This window comes from Nocardiopsis sp. CNS-639, assembly GCF_000381685.1.
Lineage (GTDB): Bacteria > Actinomycetota > Actinomycetes > Streptosporangiales > Streptosporangiaceae > Nocardiopsis > Nocardiopsis dassonvillei.
On record NZ_KB906874.1, the window covers coordinates 76242 to 102202 of the forward strand.

General features: G+C 72.5%; 23 protein-coding genes and 1 riboswitch. Of the genes, 13 read left to right on the top strand and 10 right to left on the bottom strand.

The genetic code is table 11. The features are described from left to right. Positions 1-101 precede the first annotated feature (101 nt). The 3 genes from G011_RS0124525 (at position 102) to G011_RS0124535 (ending at position 3582) form a co-directional block, all read left to right on the top strand. Entirely contained in the window at positions 102-1433 is a 1332-nt protein-coding gene (locus tag G011_RS0124525) for a DUF418 domain-containing protein (RefSeq protein WP_019610777.1), read from the top strand. Between the two features lie 100 nt (positions 1434-1533). After that, on the top strand, positions 1534-2427 hold the full coding sequence (locus G011_RS0124530) for an SDR family oxidoreductase (RefSeq protein ID WP_019610778.1): 894 nt from the start codon (positions 1534-1536) through the stop codon (positions 2425-2427). A 150-nt stretch (positions 2428-2577) separates the two neighbouring features. Continuing rightward, the gene (locus tag G011_RS0124535; RefSeq protein WP_019610779.1) at positions 2578-3582 is read left to right on the top strand and encodes a zinc-binding dehydrogenase; all 1005 of its coding nucleotides are present in this window, start codon (positions 2578-2580) and stop codon (positions 3580-3582) included. Here the strand turns inward: G011_RS0124535 and thiE are convergent. Then, positions 3579-4250 (bottom strand): thiamine phosphate synthase, encoded by a 672-nt coding sequence (gene thiE, locus G011_RS0124540; protein ID WP_019610780.1) that lies wholly within the window; start codon positions 4248-4250, stop codon positions 3579-3581. The genes G011_RS0124535 and thiE overlap by 4 nt on opposite strands. Before the next feature lie 79 nt (positions 4251-4329). Next, on the bottom strand, positions 4330-4683 hold the full coding sequence (locus G011_RS0124545) for an Rv2175c family DNA-binding protein (RefSeq protein ID WP_019610781.1): 354 nt from the start codon (positions 4681-4683) through the stop codon (positions 4330-4332). Between the two features lie 82 nt (positions 4684-4765). Next, positions 4766-4877: riboswitch (TPP riboswitch) on the top strand. Here G011_RS0124545 and thiO point away from each other — a divergent pair. The 7 genes from thiO (at position 4846) to thiI (ending at position 13131) form a co-directional block, all read left to right on the top strand. After that, positions 4846-6042, top strand: coding sequence for a glycine oxidase ThiO (thiO, locus tag G011_RS0124550; RefSeq protein ID WP_026338628.1), 1197 nt, complete (start codon positions 4846-4848; stop codon positions 6040-6042). It overlaps the preceding riboswitch by 32 nt. A 5-nt stretch (positions 6043-6047) precedes the next feature. Continuing rightward, positions 6048-6254, top strand: a complete 207-nt coding sequence (gene thiS, locus G011_RS0124555) for a sulfur carrier protein ThiS (protein ID WP_013154133.1) — start codon at positions 6048-6050, stop codon at positions 6252-6254. Positions 6255-6256: 2 nt separating this feature from the next. Further along, positions 6257-7015 carry a thiazole synthase gene (locus G011_RS0124560; RefSeq protein ID WP_019610783.1) on the top strand — a complete coding sequence of 253 codons (759 nt, stop codon included), beginning with the start codon at positions 6257-6259 and terminating at the stop codon, positions 7013-7015. Between the two features lie 434 nt (positions 7016-7449). Further along, entirely contained in the window at positions 7450-9477 is a 2028-nt protein-coding gene (gene pknB / locus G011_RS0124565) for a Stk1 family PASTA domain-containing Ser/Thr kinase (protein ID WP_026338629.1), read from the top strand. 203 nt (positions 9478-9680) lie between these two features. Continuing rightward, on the top strand, positions 9681-10337 hold the full coding sequence (locus G011_RS0124570) for a response regulator transcription factor (protein ID WP_013154136.1): 657 nt from the start codon (positions 9681-9683) through the stop codon (positions 10335-10337). A 172-nt stretch (positions 10338-10509) separates the two neighbouring features. Continuing rightward, positions 10510-11535: a 6-phosphofructokinase gene (locus G011_RS0124575; RefSeq protein ID WP_019610785.1), complete on the top strand. Its 1026-nt coding sequence runs from the start codon at positions 10510-10512 to the stop codon at positions 11533-11535. Positions 11536-11841: 306 nt separating this feature from the next. Then, a complete protein-coding gene (thiI, locus tag G011_RS0124580; protein WP_013154138.1) occupies positions 11842-13131 on the top strand; it encodes a tRNA uracil 4-sulfurtransferase ThiI in 1290 nt (429 codons plus the stop codon). Between the two features lie 76 nt (positions 13132-13207). Here thiI and aroF read toward each other — a convergent pair whose 3' ends face one another. Continuing rightward, positions 13208-14254: a 3-deoxy-7-phosphoheptulonate synthase gene (gene aroF / locus G011_RS0124585; protein ID WP_019610786.1), complete on the bottom strand. Its 1047-nt coding sequence runs from the start codon at positions 14252-14254 to the stop codon at positions 13208-13210. A 350-nt stretch (positions 14255-14604) separates the two neighbouring features. Between aroF and G011_RS0124590 the strand changes: the two genes are divergently transcribed. Continuing rightward, positions 14605-15246: a molybdopterin-dependent oxidoreductase gene (locus tag G011_RS0124590; RefSeq protein ID WP_019610787.1), complete on the top strand. Its 642-nt coding sequence runs from the start codon at positions 14605-14607 to the stop codon at positions 15244-15246. A gap of 14 nt (positions 15247-15260) precedes the next feature. Here G011_RS0124590 and macS read toward each other — a convergent pair whose 3' ends face one another. The 3 genes from macS to G011_RS0124605 are packed head-to-tail and all read right to left on the bottom strand — an operon-like array spanning position 15261 to position 18169. Continuing rightward, positions 15261-16451, bottom strand: coding sequence for a MacS family sensor histidine kinase (gene macS / locus G011_RS0124595; protein ID WP_255342158.1), 1191 nt, complete (start codon positions 16449-16451; stop codon positions 15261-15263). Between the two features lie 3 nt (positions 16452-16454). After that, positions 16455-17375 carry a hypothetical protein gene (locus tag G011_RS0124600; RefSeq protein WP_019610789.1) on the bottom strand — a complete coding sequence of 307 codons (921 nt, stop codon included), beginning with the start codon at positions 17373-17375 and terminating at the stop codon, positions 16455-16457. Then, positions 17372-18169 (bottom strand): carboxylesterase, encoded by a 798-nt coding sequence (locus tag G011_RS0124605; protein ID WP_019610790.1) that lies wholly within the window; start codon positions 18167-18169, stop codon positions 17372-17374. The genes G011_RS0124600 and G011_RS0124605 overlap by 4 nt, the downstream gene beginning before the upstream one ends. Before the next feature lie 389 nt (positions 18170-18558). On the opposite strand from G011_RS0124605, the gene G011_RS0124610 reads away from it, so the two are divergent. Then, a complete protein-coding gene (locus tag G011_RS0124610; RefSeq protein ID WP_019610791.1) occupies positions 18559-19407 on the top strand; it encodes a 1-acyl-sn-glycerol-3-phosphate acyltransferase in 849 nt (282 codons plus the stop codon). An 83-nt stretch (positions 19408-19490) separates the two neighbouring features. On the opposite strand, the gene G011_RS0124615 is transcribed toward G011_RS0124610, so the two are convergent. After that, positions 19491-20438 carry an ROK family glucokinase gene (locus tag G011_RS0124615; RefSeq protein WP_013154145.1) on the bottom strand — a complete coding sequence of 316 codons (948 nt, stop codon included), beginning with the start codon at positions 20436-20438 and terminating at the stop codon, positions 19491-19493. Between the two features lie 149 nt (positions 20439-20587). Further along, positions 20588-21034 (bottom strand): hypothetical protein, encoded by a 447-nt coding sequence (locus tag G011_RS0124620; protein WP_019610792.1) that lies wholly within the window; start codon positions 21032-21034, stop codon positions 20588-20590. 415 nt (positions 21035-21449) lie between these two features. Between G011_RS0124620 and G011_RS0124625 the strand changes: the two genes are divergently transcribed. After that, positions 21450-23249, top strand: a complete 1800-nt coding sequence (locus G011_RS0124625) for a long-chain fatty acid--CoA ligase (RefSeq protein ID WP_019610793.1) — start codon at positions 21450-21452, stop codon at positions 23247-23249. 145 nt (positions 23250-23394) lie between these two features. Here G011_RS0124625 and G011_RS0124630 read toward each other — a convergent pair whose 3' ends face one another. Both G011_RS0124630 and G011_RS0124635 read right to left on the bottom strand, forming a co-directional pair. Then, a complete protein-coding gene (locus G011_RS0124630; RefSeq protein ID WP_019610794.1) occupies positions 23395-25050 on the bottom strand; it encodes a cytochrome bc complex cytochrome b subunit in 1656 nt (551 codons plus the stop codon). Between the two features lie 3 nt (positions 25051-25053). Next, positions 25054-25961, bottom strand: a 908-nt coding sequence (locus G011_RS0124635; protein WP_019610795.1) for a ubiquinol-cytochrome c reductase iron-sulfur subunit, incomplete at its 5' end; no start/stop codon positions are given.

The window sequence follows — 25961 nt, forward strand, 5'->3', positions numbered from 1 at the left end:
GGGACTTTCCCGGGTTCGCGCCCACCGGGGGCCTGTTGTGTCCGCCTGCCCGCTCCGGTTGAATCGCTAACACGACATATCGCGAAATCGGGGAGTCTCCCATGTCTGGGCACACCGTTTCCCGCGGTCCGGTCGGCGCGGGGGAGAGAGCCCTCGCACCGGACCTGGCGCGCGGGTTCATGCTGCTGTTCATCGCGCTCGCCAACACGGCCTGGTACCTGTGGGCGCTCCCGTCCAGCGGGGGCGGCGTCCACCCCGAGCCGGGCGGCGTGCTGGACCGGATCGCGCAGTTCGTCATCGTCATGGCGGTGGACATGCGCAGCTATCCGATGTTCGCCTTCCTGTTCGGGTACGGCATGGTGCAGCTGGCCCGGCGCCAGGAGGCGGCGGGCTCCTCCGTGCGGGAGGTGAACGCGCTGCTGCGCCGCCGCAACCTGTGGCTGCTCGCGTTCGGCTTCGTCCACGCCCTGCTGCTGTGGATGGGCGACGTCCTGGGCGCCTACGGCCTGGCGGGGCTGCTCCTGGGCTGGCTGTTCCTGCGGCGCAGGGACGCCACGCTGCTGGTGTGGTCGAGCGTGTTCACCGGGCTGGCCGCCCTGCTGGCGGCGTTCAGCCTGCTGGGCCTGGCCTCCATGCCCGCGGACGCCTCCTACTCCTCCTCGGCCGCGTTCAGTACGGACCTGATGGCCGACAACATCGGCGACACCTCGATCCTGGGCGCCGCGCTGGCCCGCGTCCTGGACTGGCCGCTGGTCACGCTGGGCCAGGGGCTGCTGGGCATGGTCGTGCCCGCGGCGATCCTGCTCGGCTACTGGGCCGCGCGCCGCCGGATCCTGGAGGAGCCGGGCGGGCACCTGGGCCTGCTGCGCTGGACCGCGGCTCTGGGCATCGGCGTGGGCTGGCTGGGCGGGCTGCCCCTGGCCCTGACCCAGATCGGGGTCTGGGACCTGTCCCCCGCGCAGGCGGCCATGCTCACCATGCCGCACATGGTGACCGGGCTGGCCTGCGGCCTGGGCTACGTGGCGCTGATCGCGCTGGCGGCGCACCGGATCCAGGGGCGCGGTCGCGCACCGGGCGCGGTGGTCGGCGCGCTGTCGGCGACCGGCAAGCGCTCGCTGTCGGCCTACCTGGCCCAGTCGGTGCTGTGCGCGCCCCTCCTGGCGGCCTGGGGCCTGGGGCTGGGCGGCGAACTCGCCTCGTGGTCGATGGCCCTGTCCGCGGTGGGCGTGTGGCTGGTGACGGTGGCGGCGTCCTACGCCCTGGAGCGCGCGGGCAGGCGCGGACCGGCCGAGGTGCTGCTGCGCCGCCTGGCCTACCGCCGCCCGGTCGCGCGGGGCGCTCGGGAGGCGGAGGAGCCCGGCAGCGCGTCGGTTCGCACGGTCGGGCACGGACCGGCACGGGGACCGGCGGACGGAGAGCGTCCCGCGCCCTGACCCCGGCGCCCCGGGGCGCCGACCGCGCCCGACCCCGCGGCGCAAAAAGGCGCGTGCCGCTCAGCGTCCGGCACGCCCTCGTAACGCAGGATGGGGTGTCATGGGCGACGATCACACGACAAACCACACCATAGGGGTCACGGGGGCGACCGGGGCGCTGGGCGGGCGGGTCGCCGCGCGGATCGCGCGGCTGGGCAGGCCCCAGCGGCTCATCGTACGCGACATCAACCGCGCTCCCGAGTATCCCGGCAGCAGCGCGGCGATGGCGGCCTACGAGGACTCCACGGGCTTCGAGCGGGCCTGCCGGGGGGTGGACACGCTGTTCCTGGTCTCGGCCACCGAGTCCGAGGACCGGATCGACGTCCACGTGAGCGCGGTGGACGCGGCGGTCAAGGCGGGGGTGTCCTGGATCGTCTACCTGTCCTTCCTGCGCGCGGGCCCGGCGTCCACCTTCACGTTCGCGCGCACGCACTTCTTCACCGAGGCGCACATCCGGTCCACGGGGGTGCGGTACACCTTCCTCAGACCAAGCCTGTACCTGGACCTGCTGCCCGACTGGGTGGACGACGGGGGCGTGGTGCGGGGCCCGGCCGGTGACGGCCGGATCGCCTGGGTCTCGCGCGACGACGTGGCGGACGTGGCCGCGGCCGTGCTGACCGATCCCGTGGCCGCGCGCGCCTCGCACGACACCAGCCACGACGTCACCGGCCCGGAGGCGTTGTCCCTGGGCGCGACGGCGGAGAGGCTGAGCGTGCTCACCGGGCGCTCGGTGCGCTACGTGCCCCAGACCCTGGAGGAGGCCCTGGAGTCGCGCCGCGGCGGCGGCGCCCCCGACTGGGCGGTCGAGGGCTGGGTGACCTCCTACGCCGCGATCGCCGCCGGGGAGCTCGACGTGGTCTCGCCCGCCGTCCCCGACCTGACCGGTCATCCCGCCCAGTCCATCGAGGGCTTCCTGCGGCGCCATCCCAGCGCGCTGTCGCACGTCGCGGTCTGACCTCGGCCCCCGTCCCGCGCGCCGCGCCCCCGTGCGGGGCGTCCCCTGTGCCGTGGATCTCTCCGACGCCCGGCCCTTGACCTCAACAAATATTGAGGTAAGAGGCTGGGCGGTGTCGGAAGCAGGCGGTGCGCACCGAGGGAGAACGGCATGCGAGCGGTACAGGTCGAGGAGTTCGGCGGCCCTGGGGTCCTGGTGGTCCGGGACGTGCCCGAGCCCGAGGTGGGACCGGGTCAGGCGCTGGTGGAGGTCGCCGCGGCGAACGTGATGTACCTGGACACCCTGGTCCGCCGCGGCTGGGGGCTGGACTACTTCCCCGTGACTCCCCCCTACGTCCCCGGCGCGGGCGTGGCCGGGCGGGTGGTCCGGATCGGCCCGGGCGTGGACCCGGGCTGGGAGGGGGCCACGGTGGTCGCCGACACCGGGCACACGGACGGGACGCCGGAAAGACCCACCCTGCCCGTGGACGGCTACGCCGAACGGGCCGTGGTCCCGCAGTCGGCACTGGTCAGGGTGCCCGAGGAGGTGGACCCCCGGGCGGCGCTGGCCCTGCTGCACGACGGGCCGACCGCGCTGGCGCTGGAGCGGGCGGCGGGCTTCACACCCAGCACCACGGTCCTGGTCGCCGCGGCCGCCGGAGGGGCGGGCACCCTGGCCGTCCAGCTGGCCCGCACGGCCGGGGCCCGGGTCATCGGCGCGGCCAGGGGCTGGGCCAAGCTGGCCCTGGTCCGCGAACTGGGCGCGCAGGAGACCGTGGACTACTCCGAGCCGGGCTGGCCGGAGCGGGTGCGCGCGCTGACCGGCGGCACCGGGATTGACGTGGTCCTGGACGGCGCCGGGGGCGCGCTGGGCGCGGAGGCCTTCGGGACCCTGGCCGACGGCGGCCGGTTCGTCGGCTACGGCTCCGCGGGCGGGAGCTTCACGGAGGTGGACACGGAGGAAGCCGGGCGCCGCGGGATCGAGGTCCTGGGCCTGTTCGACCTCAAGCAGGCCGACGGCGACCGGCAGGACGCCCTGCGGATGGTGCTGGAGATGGCCCGCATGGGCAGGATCACCCCGCACGTGGGGCTGGCCCTGCCGCTGGAGCGGGCCGCCGAGGCGCACGCCGCATTAGAGAGGCGCGCGGTTCCCGGCAAGGCCCTGCTGGTCCCCTAGGACCGGGCGGCGCGGGCCGCCAGGCGCTGGCGCAGAGCGGCGGCGGCGGCCCGGGGGTCCTCCGCCTCCGTGATCGCGCGCACGACCACGACCCGGCGGGCCCCGGCGTCCAGCACGCGGTCGATGTTGTCGGCGTCGATCCCGCCGATGGCGAACCAGGGGCGGTCGGTGCCCAGCGCGGCCGCCTCCTCCACCAGCTCCAGCCCGGCGGCCGGACGGCCCGGCTTGGTGGGGGTCGCCCAGGTCGGTCCGACGCAGAAGTAGTCGCTGCCGGGCTCCTCGGCGGAGGCGGCCGCGGCGGCGACGTCGTTGTTGGAGCGGCCGATCACGGGGTCGGCGCCGATGATGTCGCGGGCCATGGGCACGGGCAGGTCCCGCTGGCCCAGGTGGAGGACGTCGGCGCGCACGGCGCGGGCGATGTCGGCGCGGTCGTTGACCGCGAGCAGGGCGCCGTACCGCTCGCACGCCTCCTTCATCACCTCCAGGGCCGCGATCTCCTCGCGTGCCTCCAGGCCCTTGTCCCGGAGCTGGATGATGTCCACTCCCCCGGCCAGGGCCGCGTCGGCGAACTCGGCCAGGTCGCCCCGACCGGTCCGGGCGTCGGTGCACAGGTACAGAAGCGATGCGTCCAGGCGCTTGCGCAGGCTGGTTCCGTGGCTGGTCCTCACACGGTCCACCCTAGGCCCTGGCGCGTTCGGACCCAAGGGGGAGGGACGCGGCGGCGCGCCCCTCCCCCTTCCCCGCGGACTAGAAGGCCAGGCTCTGGGCCCGGCGGCGCACCTCGGTGCCCCGGTTCTCGCGCATGGCCTGGATCGGCGTGCCCGGCAGGGAGTCGTCGGGGGTGAACAGCCAGCGCAGGGCCTCCTCGGAGGAGAAGCCCGCGTCGGTGAGCAGCAGCAGCGTCCCCGGCAGACCCTTGACCAGGTCGTCGCCGTCGATGAAGGCGGCGGGAATGGAGAGTTCGCCGTCGCGGACCACACCCATCATGCGGTTCTCGCGGATCAGCGTCTTGATCCGGTTCGGGCTCACGCCAAGCGGAGCGGCGGCCTCCTTGAGGGTCAGCCAGTCGCCGATGAGCGTGTCGATGTCGCGTTGTGTCACACCACCAATCTGCCACATCCGCGCACCTCCTTCCCCCCGGCACGGCGCGCGTCGGCCACGGGTCCTAGAATGGGGACAGACCCCTACATCCCGCGGGAGCCGGGTGGGACCCGGCTGAGAGGGAGGCTGTGAGCCTCCGACCGCACGAACCTGATCCGGATCATGCCGGCGAAGGGAGTGGAAGCCACAGCCGTGCGCACCTCCAACGATTCCCACCGCGACCGCGTCGTCGTGGTCGGCGGCGGCCTCGTCGGCCGGGTCACCGCCTGGCGCGCCGCCCAACGCGGACTGAGCGTCACCCTGGTCGAGTCCGACCCCGCCCGCGCCGCCTCCACCGTGGCCGCGGGCATGCTGACCCCCGCCACCGAGGCGGCGTTCGGCGAGGAGCCCCTCATGGAGCTGGGCATCCGCTCGGCCCGCATGTACGCGGACTTCGTCGCCGAACTGGAGGAGGCCAGCGGTCTGGACGTGGGACACCGCGCCACCGGCACGCTGCTGGTCGCCTTCGACCGCGACGACCTGGCCGTCCTCACCGAACTGCACGCGCTCCAGCGGAGGCTGGGCATCGCCGCCGAGCGCCTCACCGGCCGCGAGTGCCGCCGTCTGGAGCCCATGCTCGCCCCGTCCGTGCGCGGCGGCGTCCTGGCCCCCGACGACCACTCCGTGGACCCGCGGCGGCTGCTGCGCGCCCTGACCGCCGCGGGCGCACGCGCGGGCGTCACCGAGGTCCGCGGGCGGGTCGGGGAGGTCCTCTCCCCCGGTCCCGGGGGCGCCCGGCTGGGCGTGCTCCTGGCCGGGGAGGCCGAGGCGGGGCGGACCCTGCCCGCGCACCAGGTGGTGCTGGCCGCGGGCTGCTGGGGCGACGGCGTCGTGGTCCCCGAACCCGTCGTCCCGCCGCTGCGCCCGGTCAAGGGACAGCTGCTGCGCGCCCGGGTGCCCGAGGGCGGGCCGCCGCTCGTCAGCCGGACCGTCCGCGGCCTGGTCCGGGGCTTCCCGACCTACCTGGTGCCGCGCGCCGACGGCGAGGTCGTCATCGGCGCCACCCAGGAGGAGCTGGGCCACGACACCTCGCTCACCGTCGGGGGGCTCTGGCAGGTGCTGCGGGACGCGCGCGAACTCGTCCCCGGGGTGAGCGAGCTGGAGGTCACCGAGACCTGCGTCGGGCTGCGCCCCGGCTCCCCCGACAACGAACCCCTCCTGGGGCCCACCCGGGTCCCGGGACTGCACCTGGCCGCCGGCCACTTCCGGCACGGGGTCCTGCTGACCCCGGTGACCGGGGAGGCCATGGCCCGGGCCCTGACCGACGGAGACCTGCCCGAGTACGCCCGCCGTTTCACGGCACGACGCGCAAGTAGGTAGTAGCAGTGGAACTGATCATCAACGGCGACCGCCGCGAGTTCGCCGACGACACGACCGTGGAAGCGGTCGTGCGCGACCTGACCGGCGCCGAGGCCCCCGGCGGTGTCGCCGTGGCCGTCAACGACGAGGTGGTGCGCCGGACCGCGTGGGCCGCGAGCCCGCTCAACCAGGGCGACCGCGTGGACGTCCTCACCGCGGTGCAGGGAGGCTGAGCATGAACGACGACCTCGTGATCGCGGGAACCTCCTTCGGGTCCCGGCTGATCACCGGAACTGGCGGAGCCCCCTCCCTGGAGGTCCTGGAGGAGGCCCTGATCGCCTCCGGAACCGAGCTGACCACCGTGGCGATGCGCCGGGTCTCCCCCGGCACCCGGGGGTCGGTGTGGGACGTCCTGACCCGCAACAAGATCCGGGCGCTGCCCAACACCGCCGGATGCTTCACCGCCGTGGACGCGGTGCGCACCGCCCGCCTGGGCCGCGAGGCGCTGGAGACCGACTGGGTCAAGCTGGAGGTGGTGGCGGACGAGCACACGCTGCTGCCCGACCCCGTCGAGCTGCTGGAGGCCGCCGAACAGCTGGTGGACGAGGGCTTCACCGTGCTGCCCTACACCAACGACGACCCCGTGCTGGCCCGGCGCCTGGAGCAGGTGGGCTGCGCCGCGGTGATGCCCCTGGCCGCCCCGATCGGCTCGGGGCTGGGCATCCGCAACCCGCACAACCTGGAGCTGATCGTCGAGCAGGCCGGCGTGCCCGTCATCGTGGATGCGGGGATCGGCACCGCCAGCGACGCCGCCCTGGCCATGGAGCTGGGGTGCGACGCGGTCCTGCTGGCCACGGCCGTGACCCGCGCCCAGGACCCGGTGCGCATGGCCGCCGCGATGCGCGACGCCGTACGCGCGGGCCGCGGCGCGCGCCTGGCGGGCCGCATCCCCGTGCGGCGCTACGCCCAGGCCTCCTCGCCTTCCGTGAGTTAGGCCACCCGGCCCCGCGTCCCGCCCCCGACCGGTGCGTCCCACCTGGGGAGTTTGGCGGCGTCCTCTACCGTGGAACGAGTGTGCGGTCCGGCAAGGGCGCATCCCGCACACCACGACCACCCAGGCGCGAGCGTCCCCACCGCCCACGGAGCGGGCCTCACCGGGGACGGGGCGACCCGACGACCGGCGGAGCACACACCACCGGGACCGGGGGAGCCCCGGCCGGGGCCGGGACCCGTCCTCCGGGGAGACCGAGCAGGCCTCCCCGGATGTCCCACCGGCCCCACCGGCACCCGAACGGGACGGCGCGACCGCGAACCGCGGGGCAGACCTGGCGTGGGCTTCCGCTATCGTGTCGGTTCGACACCCGGTGTCGGGTACGCGCCACCGGCCGCGACAGCCCGCGCTCCCCGCAGCAAGGACACTACTCCGCCGTGGACATGACGACTTCCGACCCGCTCGTAGGCGCCACCTTGGACCGACGTTACTTCGTGGAGTCCAGGATCGCCGGAGGCGGGATGGCGACCGTCTACGTCGCCCACGACCTGAGGTTGGACCGACGGCTGGCCCTGAAGGTGATGCACCCTTCGCTGGCCCAGGACCCGACCTTCGTGCAGCGCTTCATCAACGAGGCGCACTCCGTCGCCAAGCTCTCCCACCCCAACGTCGTGCAGGTCTTCGACCAGGGTGAGGACCAGGGGCACGTGTTCCTGGCCATGGAGTACGTACCCGGACGCACCCTGCGCGACCTGCTCAAGTCCCGGGGCAGGCTCGGCGCCCACGACGCCCTGAACGCCATGGCCCCGGTGCTGGCCGCGCTCGGCGCCGCCCACCAGGCGGGCATGGTGCACCGCGACGTCAAGCCCGAGAACGTCCTCATCACCGAGGACGGCCGGGTCAAGGTCGCCGACTTCGGCCTGGCGCGCGCCGTGGAGCAGTCCAACCAGGGGCTGACCCGCACGGGCACCCTCATGGGCACGGCGGCCTACCTGGCCCCCGAGCAGATCGAGAAGGGCGTCGCCGACGCCCGCAGCGACGTGTACGCGGCGGGCATCATGCTCTACGAGCTGCTCACCGGCAGCCAGCCGCACACCGGCGAGACGCCCATCGCGATCGCCTACCAGCACGTCAACGAGGATGTCCCGCGCCCCTCGCACTTCCTGCCCGGCCTGCCCGCGGAGGTCGACGCGCTGGTCACCAAGGCCACCGAGCGCGACCCCAGGTACCGTCCCAGCAACGCGGGCCAGTACCTGGCCAAGGTCCTGGCGGTGCTCAACGGCCTGCCCGCGACTCCCCCCGCCTCCGCCGCCGACCAGGCCCCGCTGACGCCCGTCGCCCCGGCGGCGGCGACCACGGCCTCGGTGACCGCGCCCCAGCTCATCGCCGGGGGCGCCGGTCCCGGCACCGAGAACGCGACCATGGTCGTGGACATGGCCTCCGCCGGTCTCGACGACGGCCGCTACGACGACTACGACCGCGACAAGGACGGGTACGGCGACGACGGGTACGACGACTACCGGGACGGCCCCGACGACCGGCGCCGCCGCAACCTGCTGATCGGGATCGGCGCGGCGGTCCTGGCGCTCGTCCTGCTCGGCGCGGGCTGGTGGTTCCTGGTCGGCCAGTACGAGAACGTCCCCGACGTGGTGGGCCGCGACCCCGAGGCCGCGAGCCAGATCATCCGCGACGAGGGCCTGCGCTACGACCTGTCCTCCGAGTCCGTCTACAGCGACGCCGAGCCGGGCACGGTCGGCGAGACCGACCCCGAGGTGGGCGCCCGCCTGTCCCCCGACGACGTGGTCACCGTGTACCTGTCCAAGGGCCCGCAGACGGTGGAGATGCCCGACCTGGTCGAGATGGACGCCGCCAACGCGCTCAAGGAGCTGGAGGACCTGGGCTTCGCCCCGGACAACATCGTCCAGGAGGACGTGAGCTCCACCGAGGTCGAGCCCGGCGCGGTGGTCTCCACCTCCCCCGAGGCGGGCGCGGAGGCCGACCGGGAGGAGCCGGTCACCCTCACCGTCAGCCGGGGCATCCCGGTGCCCGCGGTGGTCGGCGAGGACCTGGACACCGCCCGCCAGATGCTGGAGGGCGAGGGCCTGTCCGTCGAGGTGGTCGAGGAGGAGAGCGCGGACGTCGAGGAGGGCAAGGTCATCCAGCAGAGCCCCGACAGCGGCTCCAGCATCGGCTCCGGCGGCACCGTCACCCTGACCGTCTCCACCGGTCCGCCCGGCGTGGACATCCCCGACGTGGTCGGCATGCGGGTCAACGACGCGCGTGAGGCGCTGGAGGAGGCCGGTTTCAAGGTCAAGGTCGAGCGCGTCTTCGGCGGCCGCGAGGTGGCGCACCAGTCGCACACCGGCAGGGCGCCCGAGGACACGGAGATCACGATCACCGCGACTCCGGGCGGCATCGACCTGGGCGACTTCGGCAACGGCAACGGCGACGACGATGACGACTGACCGGCCCGGGCACGTGGCCTGAGTCGGAAGCGGGGGGCGGGACCGGATCGGTCCCGCCCCCTCGCCGTGTGCGGCCGACCCGGCGCGGGGGGGCACGGCCGGCCGCCGTGGACGCCGTCCCCCGGCGCGGCCCCCGCCCGCTCCACCGCCCCGGTCGTCGGCCCGTGTCGTGGGTGCCGCCCGCCCGGGATAGGGTCACCCGCATGGCGAGCGAGGCGATCCGGGTACTGGTGGTGGACGACCACCCCATGTGGCGCGACGCGGTCGCGCGCGACCTCGGCGAGGCCGGTATCGAGGTCGTGGGCACCGCGGGCGACGGCGCCAAGGCGCTGCGCATCGCCCCGGCCGCGCGTCCCACCCTGGCCGTCGTGGACCTGCACCTGCCCGACATGAGCGGGGTCGAGCTGACCGCGGGCCTGGTGGCGCTGTCCCCGCCGCCGCGGGTGCTGGTGCTGTCGGCGAGCGGCGCCAGCGACGACGTCCTGGCCGCGGTGAAGGCCGGGGCCACCGGCTACCTGGTCAAGTCGGCGGGGCGGGAGGAACTGCTGGACGCGGTGCGCCGGGTGCACGCGGGCGAGGCCGTGTACACCCCGGGCCTGGCCGGGCTGGTGCTGGGCGAGTACCGCAGGCTCTCGTCGGCGGACCGCTCCCGGGAGCCGGAGGCGCCCGAGCTGACCCCCCGCGAGACCGAGGTGCTGCGCCTGGTCGCCAAGGGACTGGCCTACAAGCAGATCGCGCAGCGGCTGGGCATCTCCCACCGCACCGTGCAGAACCACGTGCAGAACACCCTCACCAAGCTGCACCTGCACAACAGGGTGGAGCTGGTGCGCTACGCCATCGACCGGGGCCTGGACGACTGACGCGCCCTCCCGCGCGTCCGCTTCGCGCGGTCCGCGCCCTCTGCCCCGTACGCGCCGGGCGCGTTCACCGCGTATTCTCCTCCCCGGGTTGGCCCCGGATCACCGCTCCCACTATGGTCTAGACCATATGGCGCCATGCGTCGTAAAACACACAACGTCGAGGAGAATCCGTATGCGAGTCGGGGTGCTGACCGGCGGTGGGGACTGCCCTGGTCTGAACGCGGTCATCCGCGCAGTGGTCCGCAAGGGCATCAAGGACTACGGCTACGAGTTCATCGGCTTCCGGGACGGCTGGCGCGGCCCGCTGGAGGGCGACACCATGCCGCTGGACGTGACCGCCGTGCGCGGCATCCTGCCCCGGGGCGGCACGATCCTGGGCTCCTCGCGCACCAACCTCATGAAGATCGAGGGCGGTGTCGAACGGGTCAAGGACAACATGGCCGGGCTGGGCGTCGACGCCCTGGTCGCCATCGGCGGCGAGGACACCCTCGGCGTGGCCCGCCAGCTGCACGACCGCGGCGTCAACGTGGTCGGCGTGCCCAAGACCATCGACAACGACCTCAACGCGACCGACTACACCTTCGGTTTCGACACGGCCGTGAACATCGCGATGGAGGCGATCGACCGCCTGCACACCACCGCCGAGTCGCACCACCGCGCGCTGGTGGTGGAGGTCATGGGCCGCCACGCCGGATGGATCGCGCTGCACTCGGGCATGGCCGCGGGCGCCAACGTCATCCTCATCCCCGAGCGGCCCTTCGACATCGACGAGGTCGTCAAGCACGTCGAGAGCCGTTTCGAGACCCAGTACGCGCCGATCATCGTGGTCGCCGAGGGCGCGCACCCCAAGGAGGGCCAGATGGAGCTGGCCACCGGGGAGACCGACTCCTTCGGCCACGTGCGCCTGGGCGGCATCGGCCAGCGGCTGGCCGACGAGATCGAGCAGCGCACCGGCAAGGAGGCCCGCTCGGTGGTCCTGGGCCACGTGCAGCGCGGCGGCACGCCCACCGCGTTCGACCGCGTGCTGGCCACCCGTCTGGGCGTGAACGCCATCGAGGCCGTGCACGACAAGGCCTTCGGCAAGATGGTCGGCCTCCAGGGCACGGACATCGTCCGCGTGGACCTGGCCGAGGCCACCGACACCCTCAAGACGGTGCCCTCCTCGCGCTACGAGGAGGCCGAGGTCTTCTTCGGCTAGGCACGCCCCGCGACCCGGAGCCCGGGAACCGGATTGTCCCGGGGCTCCCCCGGAAGGACCGGCCGCCGGCCACGCGCGCCGGCCCCCTCCGGAACGGTCCGCGCCCCCTCCCAGCTCCCAGGGAGGGGGCGCGCCGCGTCCCGGTCGTTCCCGTGTGCCCGCCGCCTCCCTCCCGTCCCGTCCGAAAACGGACGGAGCGGTGGACGGGATGTTCGATACTGGAGGATGGCGATGGACGCTCCCGGCCCCGTCACCGCCACTCCCACCTCACACCGGGACACGAAGGTATCCACCGGAGGTAGCACCATGTCCGCGTCGCTTGAGTCCGCGCCGCTCCCCGCAGCCCTGGCCGGGTCCGACGCCGGGCTCGGCGAGCTCTGCGTGCTCATGAAGCTCGGCGAGATCGTCCTCAAGGGCTCCAACCGCAAGCTGTTCGAGCGGCGGCTGCACAACAACATCCGCGCCTCCGTGCGCGACCTGGGCGAGGTCCGCCTCTCCCAGCGCGGCGCGGGCGTGATCATCGTGCGCAAGCCCGACGCCTCCGACCTGGAGGTCGCCGAGATCGCCGACCGCATGGCCAACGTCATGGGTGTGGTCTGGGTGCACCTGGTCCGCCGCGTGCCCAAGGACCTGGACGCCGTCACCGACATCGGCGTGCGCGTCATGCAGGGCCGCGAGGGCACCTTCGCCGTGCGCGCCCGGCGCCGCGACAAGCGCTTCGAGATGACCTCGTCGGAGCTGGCCGGGTACCTGGGCTCGAAGATCATCGAGGCGCACGGCTACAAGGTCAACCTCAAGCGCCCCGACAACACCCTGTTCGTCGAGGTGGACAAGGACGAGGCGTTCGTGTTCACCGACGGCGTGCCCGGCCAGGGCGGCCTGCCCGCCGGGATGAGCGGCCGCGGCCTGGTGCTGATGTCGGGCGGGATCGACTCACCCGTCGCCGCGCACCGGATGATCCGGCGCGGGCTCAAGGTCGACTTCCTGCACTTCTCCGGCATGCCGTTCACCGGCCCGGAGTCGATCTACAAGGCCTACAGCCTCGTCCGCCAGCTGGACCGCTACCAGGTGGGCTCGCGGCTGTTCGTCATCCCCTTCGGCAAGGCGCAGCAGCAGCTGAAGAGCTCGGGGATCGAGCGGCTCCAGATCGTCGCCCAGCGCCGCCTCATGCTCAAGACCGCGGAGGCCCTGGCCGACGACCTGGGCGCGGAGTGCCTGGTCACGGGGGACGCGCTGGGCCAGGTGTCCAGCCAGACCATGACCAACCTGACCGCCCTGGACGACGCGGTGGACCTGCCGATCCTGCGTCCGCTCATCGGCATGGACAAGACCGAGATCATGGACCACGCCCGCCGGATCGGGACCCTGTCCATCTCGGAGCTGCCCGACGAGGACTGCTGCACCATGCTGACCCCGCGCCAGGTGGAGACCGCGGCCAAGATTCCGGACCTGCGCCAGATCGAGAAGCGCCTGGACGCCGAGGAGCTGGCCGAGCACCTGGTCACCACCGCGCAGGTGCACAAGCCCAGCTTCCTGGGCGACGCCGCGCCCAAGCGCGTGGCGCCCGCCTCCGCGTCGGTGGCCGCCACCGCCTAGCGCGCGACGACGGCGCCCCGGCCGCTCCCCGCATGCGGGGCGGGGCCGGGGCGCCGTCGTGTTCAGCCCCGCGGTCTCACAGACCGGCCAGTTCGCGGCCCGGCGCCGGGGTCAGGGTCCGGCCGGTCAGGGCGGCCAGGGTGCCCGCCAGGTCGCGCAGCTCGGCCAGGTCCTCGTGCAGGAGGGCCTGCGGGCCGTCGCACAGGGCGTTCTCCGGGTGGGGGTGCACGTCGACGATGACGCCGTCCGCGCCGACCGCCACGGCCGCGCGCGAGAGCGGCAGCACCAGCTCGCGCTTGCCGCCCGAGTGGGACGGGTCGACGATCACCGGCAGGTGGGACAGGTTCTGGGCGACCGGGACCGCGCTGATGTCCAGGGTGTTGCGGGTGGCCTTCTCGAAGGTGCGGATGCCGCGCTCGCACAGGACGATGTCGAGGTTGCCGCGCTGGGCGATGTACTCGGCGGCCATCAGCCACTCCTCGATGGTGGCGCTCATGCCGCGCTTGAGCAGGACCGGCTTGCCCGCGTCCCCCACCGCCTGGAGGAGGGCGAAGTTCTGCATGTTGCGGGTGCCGACCTGGAGCATGTCGGCGTAGGAGGCGACCAGCTCCACGTCGGCGGCGTCCACGACCTCGGTGACGATGGGAAGGCCGGTCTCCTCGCGCACGTCGGCGAGGATCCTCAGGCCCTCCTCGCCCAGGCCCTGGAAGGCGTAGGGGGAGGTGCGGGGCTTGTAGGCGCCGCCGCGCAGCAGGGACGCCCCCGCCTCCAGCGCCATCCGGGCCGCGGCCAGGGTCTGCTCGGGGGTCTCGACGGCGCAGGGTCCGGCGATGACGGTGACGTTGTCGCCGCCGATCGGCACTCCGCGCACGCTGACGACCGTGCGGCTGTCGTGGTTCTCGCGGCTGACGAGCTTGTAGGGGACGGAGATGCGCAGGACGTCGCTGACGCCCGGCTTGGCGGCCAGGCCCAGGTCCTGGAAGCGCTCGACGTCACCGACGAGGCCGATGATCGTGCGGCTCACCCCGCGCGTCACGTAGGCCTCACCTCCGGCGGAGGAGACCAGCTCGACCAGATCGTCGATGTTCTCGGGGGTGGCGTCCGGCGCCATCACGATGACCATGTGCGTTGTCCCTAGCTGCTTGTCGGTTGGGTGAACGAGCCGACCGGCGCCCGGAACGAGAAAAGCCCCGGGCTCTACCGGCCCGGGGCTCAAGTCGTCTGTGTCAGCGCAGCGCTCTACAGGCGACCGGGGTGTCGGGCCGGTAGCCATAAAAGCGCCAGAAGTTCCGCTGCATGGCTGGAACTATAGCGCACGGTCGCCGCGTGTCCGCACACCCGGGGTGAGTGACCTGTCTCTCGTCGGCGCCTGACAGGATGGCCGCACGCACGTTCTCCCCAGGGGGAAGGCGTTCGTTCCGGCCGGCCGGCCGGGCGCGCCGCGGGAGCCCAGAGACGAGCAGGGGGACGGAAGTGTCCGAGGGAACGGACGAGGACGATACGGGCGGGGCCCGGCCCCGGATGCCTCCCGGGCAGGCGGTGCGCCAGGAGCACAAGCCGCTGCACTACGGACCGGTGCCCGCCTTCCGCCCGCAGCGGTGGGACCTGCGGGTCACGGGGGCGACCGAGGACCTGGGGTCGTACCGCTGGACGTGGGAGGAGTTCGCGCGGCTGCCGCGCACGGACTCGGTGAGCGACTTCCACTGCGTGATGCGGTTCAGCGTCCCGGGCGTGCCCTGGCGCGGGGTGCTCGCCACGGACCTGGTGGCGGCGGCCCCGCCCGCGCCGGAGGCCACGCACGTGATGGCGTGGGGCGAGTACGGGTACGGCGCGAACCTGCGCATGGACGACTTCCTGGCGGAGGGGGTGCTGCTGGCGACCCACCGCGACGGAGAGCCCCTGGCCCCCGACCACGGCGCGCCGGTGCGCCTGGTGGTGCCGCACCTGTACGGGTGGAAGAGCGTGAAGTGGCTGCGCGCGGTGGAGTACATGACCGCGGACCGCCGCGGTTTCTGGGAGGAGCGCGGCTACCACAACCGGGGCGACCCGTGGCGGGAGCAGCGGTTCTCCCACCAGGAGGAGGAGCGGGGGCCGGGCCGGGCTCCGCGGCGGTGAGCCGCGCGGGGTCCTCAGCGGCGAGGGACCCGCATCTCCACCTCGGTGCCCTGGCCGGGGACCGACACGTACTCGACGGTGCCGCCCAGGTCGCGCACACGGCCCCGCACGGACTGGGCCACGCCGATGCGGCCCTCGGAGCGGGCCCGCTCCAGGCGGCCGGGCTCGATGCCGGGGCCCTCGTCGCGCACGGACACGGTCACCGCGTCGTCCTCGTCCTCCACCAGCACCCAGGCGCGCGTGCCCTCGGGGCAGTGCCGCTCCACGTTGTCCAGGGCGGCGAGCACGGCGGCGGCGAGTTCGGCGGCGGTGTGCGCGGGCAGGACGACGGGCGTGGCGGGCGCGGACACCGACACGCGGGCCGACTCGGCGCGGCGCAGCGGCTCGCGCAGGTCCACCGCGTCCCCGGTTCCGGACGCGGCCGAGCGTCCCGCGTGAGGCGGCGCCGCCCCGCCGGTCCCGTTCAGCCCGTCCGTCCCGCCGGAGGCGTCCTCCGACGATCCGATCGTGACCAGCGCGCGCAGGCGCGCCTCCTGCTCGCCGGCCATCCGGCCCAGTTCGGCGGCCTCTCCCCCGGCCTCGGCGCCGCGTCTGCTCACCAGGGACAGCACCTGGAGCACCGAGTCGTGGATCGAGCGGGCCAGCTGCTCGCGCTCGCGGGTGCGCGCCTCCAGCGCGACCGCCTGCGCGAACCGCCGTTCGGCCCGCTCCGACATCCAGGACATGTATCCGACCGCCAGGCCGGCCAGGAGCAGCAGGACCACGCCGCGGGCGGTCGCGGCGGTCACGGCGGCGTCCATGACCGTGCGCAGGGTGAGGTCAGCGAGACCGTAGAGCACGGCGACGGCCGCGGCGGCGCGCCCGCCCCAGATGACGCTGGCCGCCAGCGCGGTGCCCGCGAACCAGTAGCCGCTCAGCGGCGGGGCCTGGGTGAGGTAGAACGGCGTGGCCGCCAGGGCGGTGGCGAACAGGCACGCGAAGGCCACCGCGAGGTCGGCGGTGAGCACGCGCCAGTCGCGCAGGTGCGGGCGGGCGTAGGCGCGGGTGGTGAACACCGTCCACACGACCATGACCGCCAGCACCGTCCAGGCCAGCCAGGGCCGGGTCAGGTGCTCGTGGTGCTGGACGAGGAGGAACAGGGCGTAGACCAGGGACGCTGCGCGGAAGACGGCGAAGGCGCGCCAGAGGGGGAAGTCGAAGCCCAGGGGTCAGACCACCGCCCCGTTGTCGGGCCCGCCGTCTCCGGGCGGACGGGAGTCGGTCATGCGCAGGATGAGCACGACGAAGCTGACCAGGAAGGCCAGCACCGCGGCGAACATCAGCCAGTTGGGCAGGGAGACACCGACGAACGCGGCCCCGAACACCAGTACCGGCGCGCCCAGCAGGCACAGCCAGGCGGCGATGCCCACCCGGTCGCCCTGGAGCAGGGGCGGCGGTGGCGGGGGCTCGTAGTGGCCCTCCAGGTCGGCCTCGGCCCGGCGCCGGGCCTCCTCCTCCGCCGTCTCGCGCTCCTCCCCGTCCCCGGCGCCGGCGGTCCCTCCGGCCAGGAGGTCGCCATCGGAGGAGGCGTCCCCTCCCGGGGCGCTGAGGTTCTCGGCGTCGGGCCAGGCGGCGCGGCGGCGCTGCCCCCGGGTGTCGGCGTCGTCGTAGAAGCGGGCGACCAGGTCGTTCCAGACCTCGTCCTCGTCCGCGGGCCGGGCGGGCGCGGCGTCGGGGTCGACGTTGGCGGGCGGGCCGTCCAGCAGGTCGCCGCCGACCGTCGCGTCGGGGGACTCGTGCGCGGCGGCGGCCTCCCCGCCCTCCTCGGCGTCGGCGTCGGAGCGGGGTTCGCCGCGCGACGCCAGCAGGTCGGGGGCGGTCCCGGGCCGCCCGTCCAGGTCGGGCAGCTCGGCGCCCAGGACCCTCTCGGCCGCGGCCCGCTCCTCGGCGTCCACGTACAGGTGGTCGGTGGGCGGGTCGTCGGCCTGGCTGCCCTCGGGCTCCAGGACGTCCTCGTCCAGGGGCACGGCGTAGGCGGCGATGCCGCTGCGCCGGAGCGCCTCCAGCATGAGGTCGGCGTGCGAGGGCGCGAGCAGGATCAGCGGAACGTAGGCGTCGGCGAGCAGGCCGTTTCCCCGACGTTGCGTCATCGGTCGGCTCCTTCCCCGCTTCTACTGTGCTCTCGCACGAAGGCGAGGCTCCCGTCGAAGACGACGGCGGCGTCATGGTCGAGGGTCGCCACGTGGTAGCTGTCGTGGAGCAGGTGGATCGTCAGCCCGGTGTTGACCGCTCTCCTAGCGAGGATACGCAGACTGCGCGGTCCGACGACGTGGTCCTGGGTGCTTCGGTAGGCCAGGATCGGCGCTCGCAAACCGGACATGCCCTCCTGAACCTCGCGCCACAGCTTCGGGAGTGTCGCCGCGGCCGCGGTGGGGACGCGGTCGTACCCGCCCTCGGTGGTGTCGTCCTTGGAGACGTCGCAGCCCAGACCGGGCGTGGAGGGCATGATCCGCGAGACCAGGCGGCGGACGGGGGCGATGACGGGCAGGCGTCGGTCCTCCACCACCAGGGAGGGGTTGACGAGCACGACCCCGCGCACGAGGTCCGGGTGCCTCTGGGCCAGGCGCAGGCTGAGGGCGCCGCCCATGGACAGCCCCATGACGAACACCTCCCCGCAGCGCGAGGCCAGGTCCAGCAGGGCCCGTTCGACCTCGGCGAGCCAGTCGTCGCTGGTGGTGAGGTTCATGTCGTGCCAGACCGTGCCGTGCCCGGGCAGCAGGGGCGCCTCGACGCTGAGTCCGGCGGCGGCCAGGTGCTCGGCCCAGGGGCGCATCGAGTACGGGGAGCCGGTGAAACCGTGGCAGAGCAGGACGCCCGTGTCCGACCCGCGGTGACTGAACGGCTCAGCGCCCGGGATCAGGGGAGGGGCGTCGGTCGGTCTCACGGAGCGGCTCCAGGGATCGTGCGGTGCGCGGGGAACGGGGGTCTGCGGCGACCGGAGCGGAGGCACGGGAAACCCTGGCTCCTGCCGTGAGGCTAACCGTTCGGCGGTCCGTTCGCCATGAGTGCACACTAACGTTCCCGTCCCCGGCGGCCGGAGGCAGGCACCCGCCACGCGGGCCGACTGAGTATCCTCTTCTGCGTCGGGCCGACGGCCCGTTCGGGGGCGCTTTGGCACTCGCGCTCACACGGTGGGAGGATGGCGCACGTCAGGCGGCGGCTCCTCCCCCACTCTCCGGGCGCGAGCCCTTCTGACAATGTCGGCAGAGCGGGACGGTGAATCGTGGCAGACCCTGCCCAGTGCTCCCCGCGTGTGCAGGGGTGATCTGAGCGATGTTCTACTGGGTGGTCAAGGCGATCCTGGGGCCGGTCCTGGCCGTACTGTGGCAGCCGCGCGCCGAGGGTGTGGAGAACGTGCCGCGCCGCGGTCCGGCGATCATGGTCAGCAACCACCTGTCCTTCTCCGACCACTTCTTCGGTCCGCTGCCGCTGCCGCGCAAGATCACCTTCCTGGCCAAGGCCGAGTACTTCACCGGCACGGGCGTCAAGGGGCTGCTGAGCCGGGCGTTCTTCACCGGCGTGGGGCAGATCCCCATCGACCGCTCGGGCGGCAAGGCCAGCGAGGCGGCGCTGCGCACGGGCCTGAGGGTGCTCAAGCGCGGCGACCTCCTGGGCATCTACCCCGAGGGCACCCGCTCCCCCGACGGCAAGCTCTACCGCGGCCGGACGGGTGTGGCGCGGCTGGCGCTGGAGGCCAAGGCCCCGGTGGTGCCGATGGCGATGATCAACCTGGAGAAGATCATGCCCCCCGGCCGCACGGTGCCCAAGCTGGGCGTGCGCCCCAAGGTCAAGTTCGGCAAGCCGCTGGACTTCTCCCGCTACCACGGCATGGAGAAGGACCCGCGCGTGCTGCGGGCCGTCACCGACGAGATCATGTACGCGTTGATGGAGCTGTCCGGCCAGGAGTACGTGGACCGCTACGCGCAGTCGGTCAAGGCCGAGCTGGAGGCGGAGGCCAAGGAGGCCAAACGCGAGCAGCACGCCAGCGACAAGGACCGCAGGCGGACCGAGCGCGAGCGGCGCAAGGGGGAGCGGCGGACCCGCCGCGAGGAGAAGCGGGCGGCGCGCAGGGACAGGCGCGAGGGCGGGGACGCCGCGGACCCGGCCGCCGCCCAGGAGTAGCCCGCGCGGCGGCCCGGGAAGCGGACGGCCCCCGCGCCCCCACGGTGGGGGTCGCGGGGGCCGTCCGCTTCTCGGGGCCCGGGTCAGTGCCGGGCGAGGTCGCCGGCGCCGACGATGCCCGCCTCTCCGCCGAGTTCGGCCAGGCGCACCTCGGCCATGCGGCGCCCGGGGCGGCCCGGGACGTTGCGGGCGAAGGCGGCGCGGACCGGGTCCAGCAGGATGGACCCGGCGTCGGAGACACCGCCGCCCAGGACGAAGCACTCGGGGTCGAGGATGGCGGCGAGGTCGGCCAGGCCGTGTCCGGCCCACTCCCCAACCTTGGCGAAGCACTCCAGGGCGGCCCTGTCCCCCTCCAGCGCCGCCTGGGTGATGACGTGGCCCTCGACCTGGTCGATGACGCCGTCGGCGAGCTTGAGCATGCGCTCGGCGGCCACGGGGTCGGTCAGCGCCAGGTCCTGGGCCTCGGCGACCAGGGCGCGGCCGCTGGCGTACTGCTCCCAGCAGCCGTGGTTGCCGCAGGCGCAGCGGCGCCCGTGCGGGACCATCCGGTAGTGCCCGACCTCGGCGGCCACGCCGTAGCGGCCGCGGTGCAGGGCGCCGCCGATGACCAGGCCGCCGCCGATGCCGGTGCCCAGGGTGATGCACACGATGTGGTCGCTGCCGCGCCCGGCGCCGAACCTGGCCTCGGCCCAGGCGGCGGCGTTGGCGTCGTTCTCGATGACCACGGGCAGCCCGACGCGCTCCTGGACGTGGTCCCGGAGGGGCTCGTCGCGCAGGCCGAGGTTGACGGCGACCTGGACGGTGGCGCGGTCCTCGTCCACGAATCCCGCCACCCCCACCCCGACAGCCCGGACGGAGTCGGCGTCCTGTCGGCCGCGCAGCTCCCCGACGGCCCTGGCCACGACGTCGGCCAGGGCCTGCGGGTCGTTGGAGGGGGTGGGGTACTTGACCTTGTCGAGGATCTGCCCTTCGGGGTCGACGACCCCGGCGGCGACCTTGGTCCCGCCGATGTCTACGCCGATGGTCAGCATGGGGGCAGCTCCTTCGTACTTACGCCCGAACTCTGACATAAGTCTCAAGGTTCATGGCAAAGTGTTTTCAGATGATGTATGCCATCTGATTAAACCAGGCGTGAGGCGACCCCCGACACCCCCGGAGTCGAACCGTGATCTCCTCCCGTTCACCCCGCGGTGACCTGGCGTTCCTCGCCATCCGTCGCCCTTTCGCCACCCTGCGTCCGGCCCTGTGGGCGGCGCCCCGCGGCGTCGTCGGCGCGGGTCTGCTCCAGGGAGCGCTCGACCACGTCCCAGGTGCGGCCCAGGGCCCCGACCGCGGCCAGCCCGGCGCGGCCGAGGTGCCCGACGACCTCGGGGCCGGAGGTCCGCACGATGTCGAGGAGTTCCTCCAGCGGGGGGCGCCGGTCGCCCGTCTCCAGGCGGATGGCCTCCTCCCACACGTCGCCCTTGCTCGGGGGCGGTGAGGTCACGGCGTCCACCCCGCGCTTGACCCCGGCCGTCAGCAGCCTGCGCTGAAGGGTGGTCACCAGCTTCAGCGCGTCGTCGATGAGGTCGGGGTCCTCGCCCCTGCCCGCACCCGGACCGCCGTTGCGACCGGTGTTCTCCGTCATGTCAGCTTCCTCCTTCGCGCCGCGTTCTGCTTCACGGTAACCGGCCCTCCGGGCGCCGGGGAGGTTTCTCAGGGCAGGTTCAGGGGCGAATCAGGGGCGCGTGCGCGGCTACGGTGAGTGAGGCCGAGGGAAACCGCAATGACCGTGAAAACCTACAAAGGACACAAAATTCACATACAGCACATAGTTCTCACGACGTGCGCAAACACTACGTCGGGCGTATAGTCTCGCGTGCGTACGAGGGAGGAATCCGTTCCTTCCTCCGCCCGCGCACCAGCGCGTCCGCCGCGCCGGACACGACCCAGGGTCACCGTTGGATACCGAACGACAACGTGTTCTACTCATGAGTAGGGTGGTGTTGTTACGGTCATCACGTCCCGTACTACCCGAACCCGTACACGTCCAGGAGCACCACGTGCGCGAATACAGCTCTCCCGCGAAGGCTGAGATCTCCGACGACGCGCGACTGACCGACACGCTCTACGCGCGCGCGGCCAGCGAGCCCAACGCCGTCACCGCCCGTCGCCAGGAGTCCGGCCAGTGGCACGACGTCACCGTGGCGGAGCTGCACGCCGACATCGCCGCGTACGCCAAGGCCCTGATCGACGCGGGCATCGAGCACGGCGACCGCGTCGCCCTGATGTCGCGCACCCGCTACGAGTGGACGGTCGTCGACTACGCCATCTGGTCCGTCGGCGGCGTGACCGTCCCGATCTACGAGACCTCCTCCGCCGAGCAGATCGAGTGGATCCTCACCGACTCCGGCGCCAAGGCCGCGTTCGTGGAGAACGACGCCCACGCCGAGCGCGTCGAGTCGGTCCGCGCCCGGACCCCCGAGCTCGGCCCCGTCTGGCGGTTCGACGACCCCGGGTACGCCGAGCTGCGCTCCGCGGGCTCGGAGGTGAGCGACGAGGCTCTGGAGAAGCGCCGCACCGCGGTCAAGGCCGACGACCTCGCCACCCTCATCTACACCTCGGGCACCACCGGCCGCCCCAAGGGCTGCGAGCTCACCCACCGCAACTTCCTCTTCATCTCCCACAACGCGCTGGAGGGCCCGGCCCGCCAGGTCCTGCGCAGCAGGGAGAACCCCTCCACGCTGCTGTTCCTGCCGCTGGCCCACGTCTTCGCCCGCTTCGTCCAGGTCATGGTGATCGAGGCCAGAGCCACCCTCGGCCACTTCCCCTCCACCGGCCCCGAGCTGATCGAGCAGTTCTCGGCGTTCAGGCCCACCTTCCTGCTCGCGGTCCCCCGCGTGTTCGAGAAGGTCTACACCAAGGCCGAGCAGAAGGCCGCGGCCGAGGGCAAGGGCAAGATCTTCAACGCCGCCGCCGACACCGCCGTCGCCTACAGCAAGGCCCTGGCCACCGGCCGGATCCCCCTGAGCCTCAAGCTCAAGCACGCGCTGTTCAGCAAGCTGGTCTACGGCAAGCTCCTGGCCGCCCTGGGCGGCAACGCCGAGTACGCCGTCTCCGGCGGATCCGCGCTGGGCGCGCGTCTGGGCCACTTCTTCCGCGGCATCGGCTTCACCATCATCGAGGGCTACGGCCTCACCGAGACCACCGCCCCCACCTCGGTGAACAGCCCCGAGTTCAACAAGATCGGCACCGTGGGCCAGCCGCTGCCCGGCACCACCATCAGGATCGCCGAGGACGGCGAGATCCTGCTCAAGGGCGACCACATCATGGTCGGCTACTGGAAGAACGAGAAGGCCACCAAGGAGGCCTTCACCGAGGACGGCTTCTACCGCACCGGCGACCTCGGCGCGCTGGACGACGACGGCTTCCTGAGCGTCACCGGGCGCAAGAAGGAGATCATCGTGACCGCGGGCGGCAAGAACGTCGCCCCGGCCGTCCTGGAGGACCGCATCCGCGCCCACGCCCTGGTCAGCCAGTGCATGGTGGTCGGAGACAACCGCAAGTTCATCGCCGCGCTGATCACGATCGACCCCGAGTCGTTCGTCCAGTGGCGCGAGGCCAACGGCAAGAGCGGCGAGATCGCCGACCTGACCGGGGACGCGGACCTGAACGCCGCCATCCAGGAGGCCGTGGACAACGCCAATAACGCGGTGTCCAAGGCCGAGGGGATCAAGAAGTTCAAGATCCTGCCCAGCGACTTCACCGAGGAGAGCGGCCAGATGACCGCCTCCCTGAAGGTCAAGCGCCACGTGGTCAGCAAGCAGTGGAGCAAGGAGATCGACGACATCTACGCCGGCTGAGCGCTCCGCCGCCCACACCGGACACACGGGAGCCGACCGACCTCGCACGGGGGCGGTCGGCTCCCGCCGTGTGCGGGCCCGTGCTCCGGGAACACGACGGACCCGGCCGCACCGCGGCCGGGTCCGTCACCCACGTGTGGGCGCGCTAGTGGTGGGCCGCCTCCTTCTCCGCCCCCGTGGAGGAGTGGTGCGGGTGGTGGCCGTTGTGCGCCTCCACGCCATCCAGGGACACGTCGTCCTTGGTGTACCAACGCGCCAGGGCCTTGCGGAGCTTGCCGCTGCCCTTGCGGGCCTCGGGGTTCTCCACACCCTTGCCGTCCACGTCGGCGTCGTCCTTCAGGGCCGTCGAGGTGATGACCGGCTTGCTCTCCAGAACGTGCACCGTCTCCGGGGAGCTGTGCTTGTGCACCTCCACGAACTCACCGCTGGGCAGCTGCTGGATGGTGCCGCTCTCGTAGCCGTGCTCCAGGGTCTCCCGGTCACGGCGCTGCAGCCCCAGGCAGATGCGCTTGGTGATGAAGAAGGCCGCGATCGGACCCACGATGACCAGCACACGGAAGATGTACGTGGTCATGTACAGGCTGATCGAGAAGGTCTCCGAGATGATGTCGTTGGATCCGGACATCCACAGCACACCGTAGAAGATGATCCCGGCGACGCCCACACCGGTGCGCACCGGCGCGTTGCGCGGACGGTCGGCGACGTTACGCGCGCGCTTGTCGCCGGTGATCCACTGCTCGATGAACGGCCACGCGCCCAGGGCACCGAAGAGCAGGCCCATGATCCCCAGCCCGGGGATGAGCACGCCGATGATGAACGGGTAGCCCCCGATGGAGAAGTCGAACCAGTTCGGGAAGATGCGCAGCGAACCCTCCATGAAGCCCAGGTACCAGTCGGGCTGGAGCCCGGAGGTGATGGACGTCGGACTGAAGGGCCCGAACAGGTGGATCGGGTTGATCTGCACGAACGCGCCCAGCAGCGCGATCACGGCGAACGTGAAGAAGAAGAACCCGCCCGCCTTGACCGCGAAGGCCGGGAACATGGGCGTTCCGACCACGGTCTTGTCCGTGCGCCCGGTACCGGGGTACTGGGTGTGCTTCTGGTGCCACAGGATCATGAAGTGCGCGACGATCAGACCCAGCAGCAGCGCCGGCAGCGCCAGCACGTGCAGCATGTACAGCCGCGAGATGATGTCCTCGCCGGGGAACTCCCCGCCGAAGAGGAACATCGACAGGTAGGAACCCACCAGGGGGATCGCCAGGACGACGCCCTGGAGGACCCGCACGCCCATGCCCGAGGGCAGGTCGTCGGGCAGCGAGTAGCCGAACAGACCCTCCAGCAGCGCCAGGACGAAGATCGCGACGCCGATCAGCCAGTTGATCTCGCGCGGCTTGCGGAACGCGCCGGTGAAGAACACCCGGAGCATGTGCACGACCAACGACGCCACGAAGATCAGCGCGGCCCAGTGGTGGATCTGGCGGACCAGGAGCCCGCCGCGCACCTCGAAGGTGATGTGGAGCGTGGAGGCGTAGGCCTCCGACATCAGAACGCCCTGGAGGCGCTCGTAGGAGCCGTCGTAGACGACCTCCACCATGCTCGGCTTGAACCAGAGCGTGAGGAAGACACCCGTGAGCAGCAGGATGATGAACGAGTACAGCGCGATCTCGCCCAGCATGAACGACCAGTGGTTCGGGAAGACCTTGCGCAGGTTCTTCTCGCCGGTCTTGGCCAGGTGGAAGCGGTCGTCGATGAAGTTGCCGACGCCGCGAAGCGCCTTGGGTGCTTGCGTGGTCTTACTCATCGGCTAGTCCTTCGCGTAATCCCAGAACGTCGGACCCGGCGGCGCGACGAAGTCGCCGGTCGCGATGAGGTAGCCCTCGTCGTCGACGCCGATCGGCAGCTGGGGCAGCGGCCGGTGCGCCGGACCGAACACGACCTCGGCGGCGTTGGAGGCGTCGAACGTCGACTGGTGGCACGGGCACAGGATGCGGTGCGTCGTGCGTTCGTACAGGGCCGCGGGGCAGCCCACGTGGGTGCAGATCTTGGAGTAGGCGACGATGCCGTTGTGCGTCCAGTTCAGACGCGTCTGGCCGTCGGCGCCCTCGACCTCCTCGGTCATCCGCTCCTGCCAGTCCTCCTCGGGGACCTTGATCAGGAGGATGACGGACTTGGCCTGGTCGTTGAGGCTGATGCCGTGCGGGTAGTGGTCGTCGTCGATCGCGGGGAGGGCGGAGATCATCCCGTTGGGGTCGTTCTCGAAGTCCTCCGCGCGGATGGCGCGGTGGGTGCCCTCGACGTACATCCGGCGGCCGTTGCGCCACGGCGTGGTCTTGAGCTTGTCGCCGGGCAGCGGGCCGGTGTCGCGCAGCAGCACGATCGGCGCCAGCCCCAGCGGCAGCATCGCCAGGATGAGCGTGCGGCGCATCAGCGGACGCTTGGTGAAACCGCTCTCGTCGGCGCCCTGCATGAAGAAGGCGCTGAACGAACCCTTCTCCTTCTCGTCCGAGGGCAGCTCGTCATAGGGAGAGGCCACCTCGTAGTGCGGCATCACCTGACGAGCCCACACCGTCATACCCGCACCGATGCCGAACATCGCCAGCGTCAGCGTGCCGCCCAGCAGCATGTTCGAGTACTGGGCGATCTGCGGGTCCGCGATCGCACTGGAGCTGAAGAGGAAGTAGGCGACCAGGAAGCCGATCCCGCCCAGGAAGG

Coding starts and splice junctions, on each gene's coding strand:
- thiO (WP_026338628.1), top strand. CDS start 4,846: ATGCCGGCGAAGGGAGTGGAAGCCACAGCCGTGCGCACCTCCAACGAT.
- G011_RS0124615 (WP_013154145.1), bottom strand. CDS start 20,438: ATGCTGACCATCGGCGTAGACATCGGCGGGACCAAGGTCGCCGCCGGG.
- G011_RS0124600 (WP_019610789.1), bottom strand. CDS start 17,375: ATGACGCAACGTCGGGGAAACGGCCTGCTCGCCGACGCCTACGTTCCG.
- aroF (WP_019610786.1), bottom strand. CDS start 14,254: ATGGTCATCGTGATGGCGCCGGACGCCACCCCCGAGAACATCGACGAT.
- G011_RS0124570 (WP_013154136.1), top strand. CDS start 9,681: ATGGCGAGCGAGGCGATCCGGGTACTGGTGGTGGACGACCACCCCATG.
- G011_RS0124630 (WP_019610794.1), bottom strand. CDS start 25,050: ATGAGTAAGACCACGCAAGCACCCAAGGCGCTTCGCGGCGTCGGCAAC.
- G011_RS0124575 (WP_019610785.1), top strand. CDS start 10,510: ATGCGAGTCGGGGTGCTGACCGGCGGTGGGGACTGCCCTGGTCTGAAC.
- G011_RS0124525 (WP_019610777.1), top strand. CDS start 102: ATGTCTGGGCACACCGTTTCCCGCGGTCCGGTCGGCGCGGGGGAGAGA.
- G011_RS0124620 (WP_019610792.1), bottom strand. CDS start 21,034: ATGACGGAGAACACCGGTCGCAACGGCGGTCCGGGTGCGGGCAGGGGC.
- G011_RS0124560 (WP_019610783.1), top strand. CDS start 6,257: ATGAACGACGACCTCGTGATCGCGGGAACCTCCTTCGGGTCCCGGCTG.
- G011_RS0124530 (WP_019610778.1), top strand. CDS start 1,534: ATGGGCGACGATCACACGACAAACCACACCATAGGGGTCACGGGGGCG.
- thiI (WP_013154138.1), top strand. CDS start 11,842: ATGTCCGCGTCGCTTGAGTCCGCGCCGCTCCCCGCAGCCCTGGCCGGG.
- G011_RS0124535 (WP_019610779.1), top strand. CDS start 2,578: ATGCGAGCGGTACAGGTCGAGGAGTTCGGCGGCCCTGGGGTCCTGGTG.
- G011_RS0124610 (WP_019610791.1), top strand. CDS start 18,559: ATGTTCTACTGGGTGGTCAAGGCGATCCTGGGGCCGGTCCTGGCCGTA.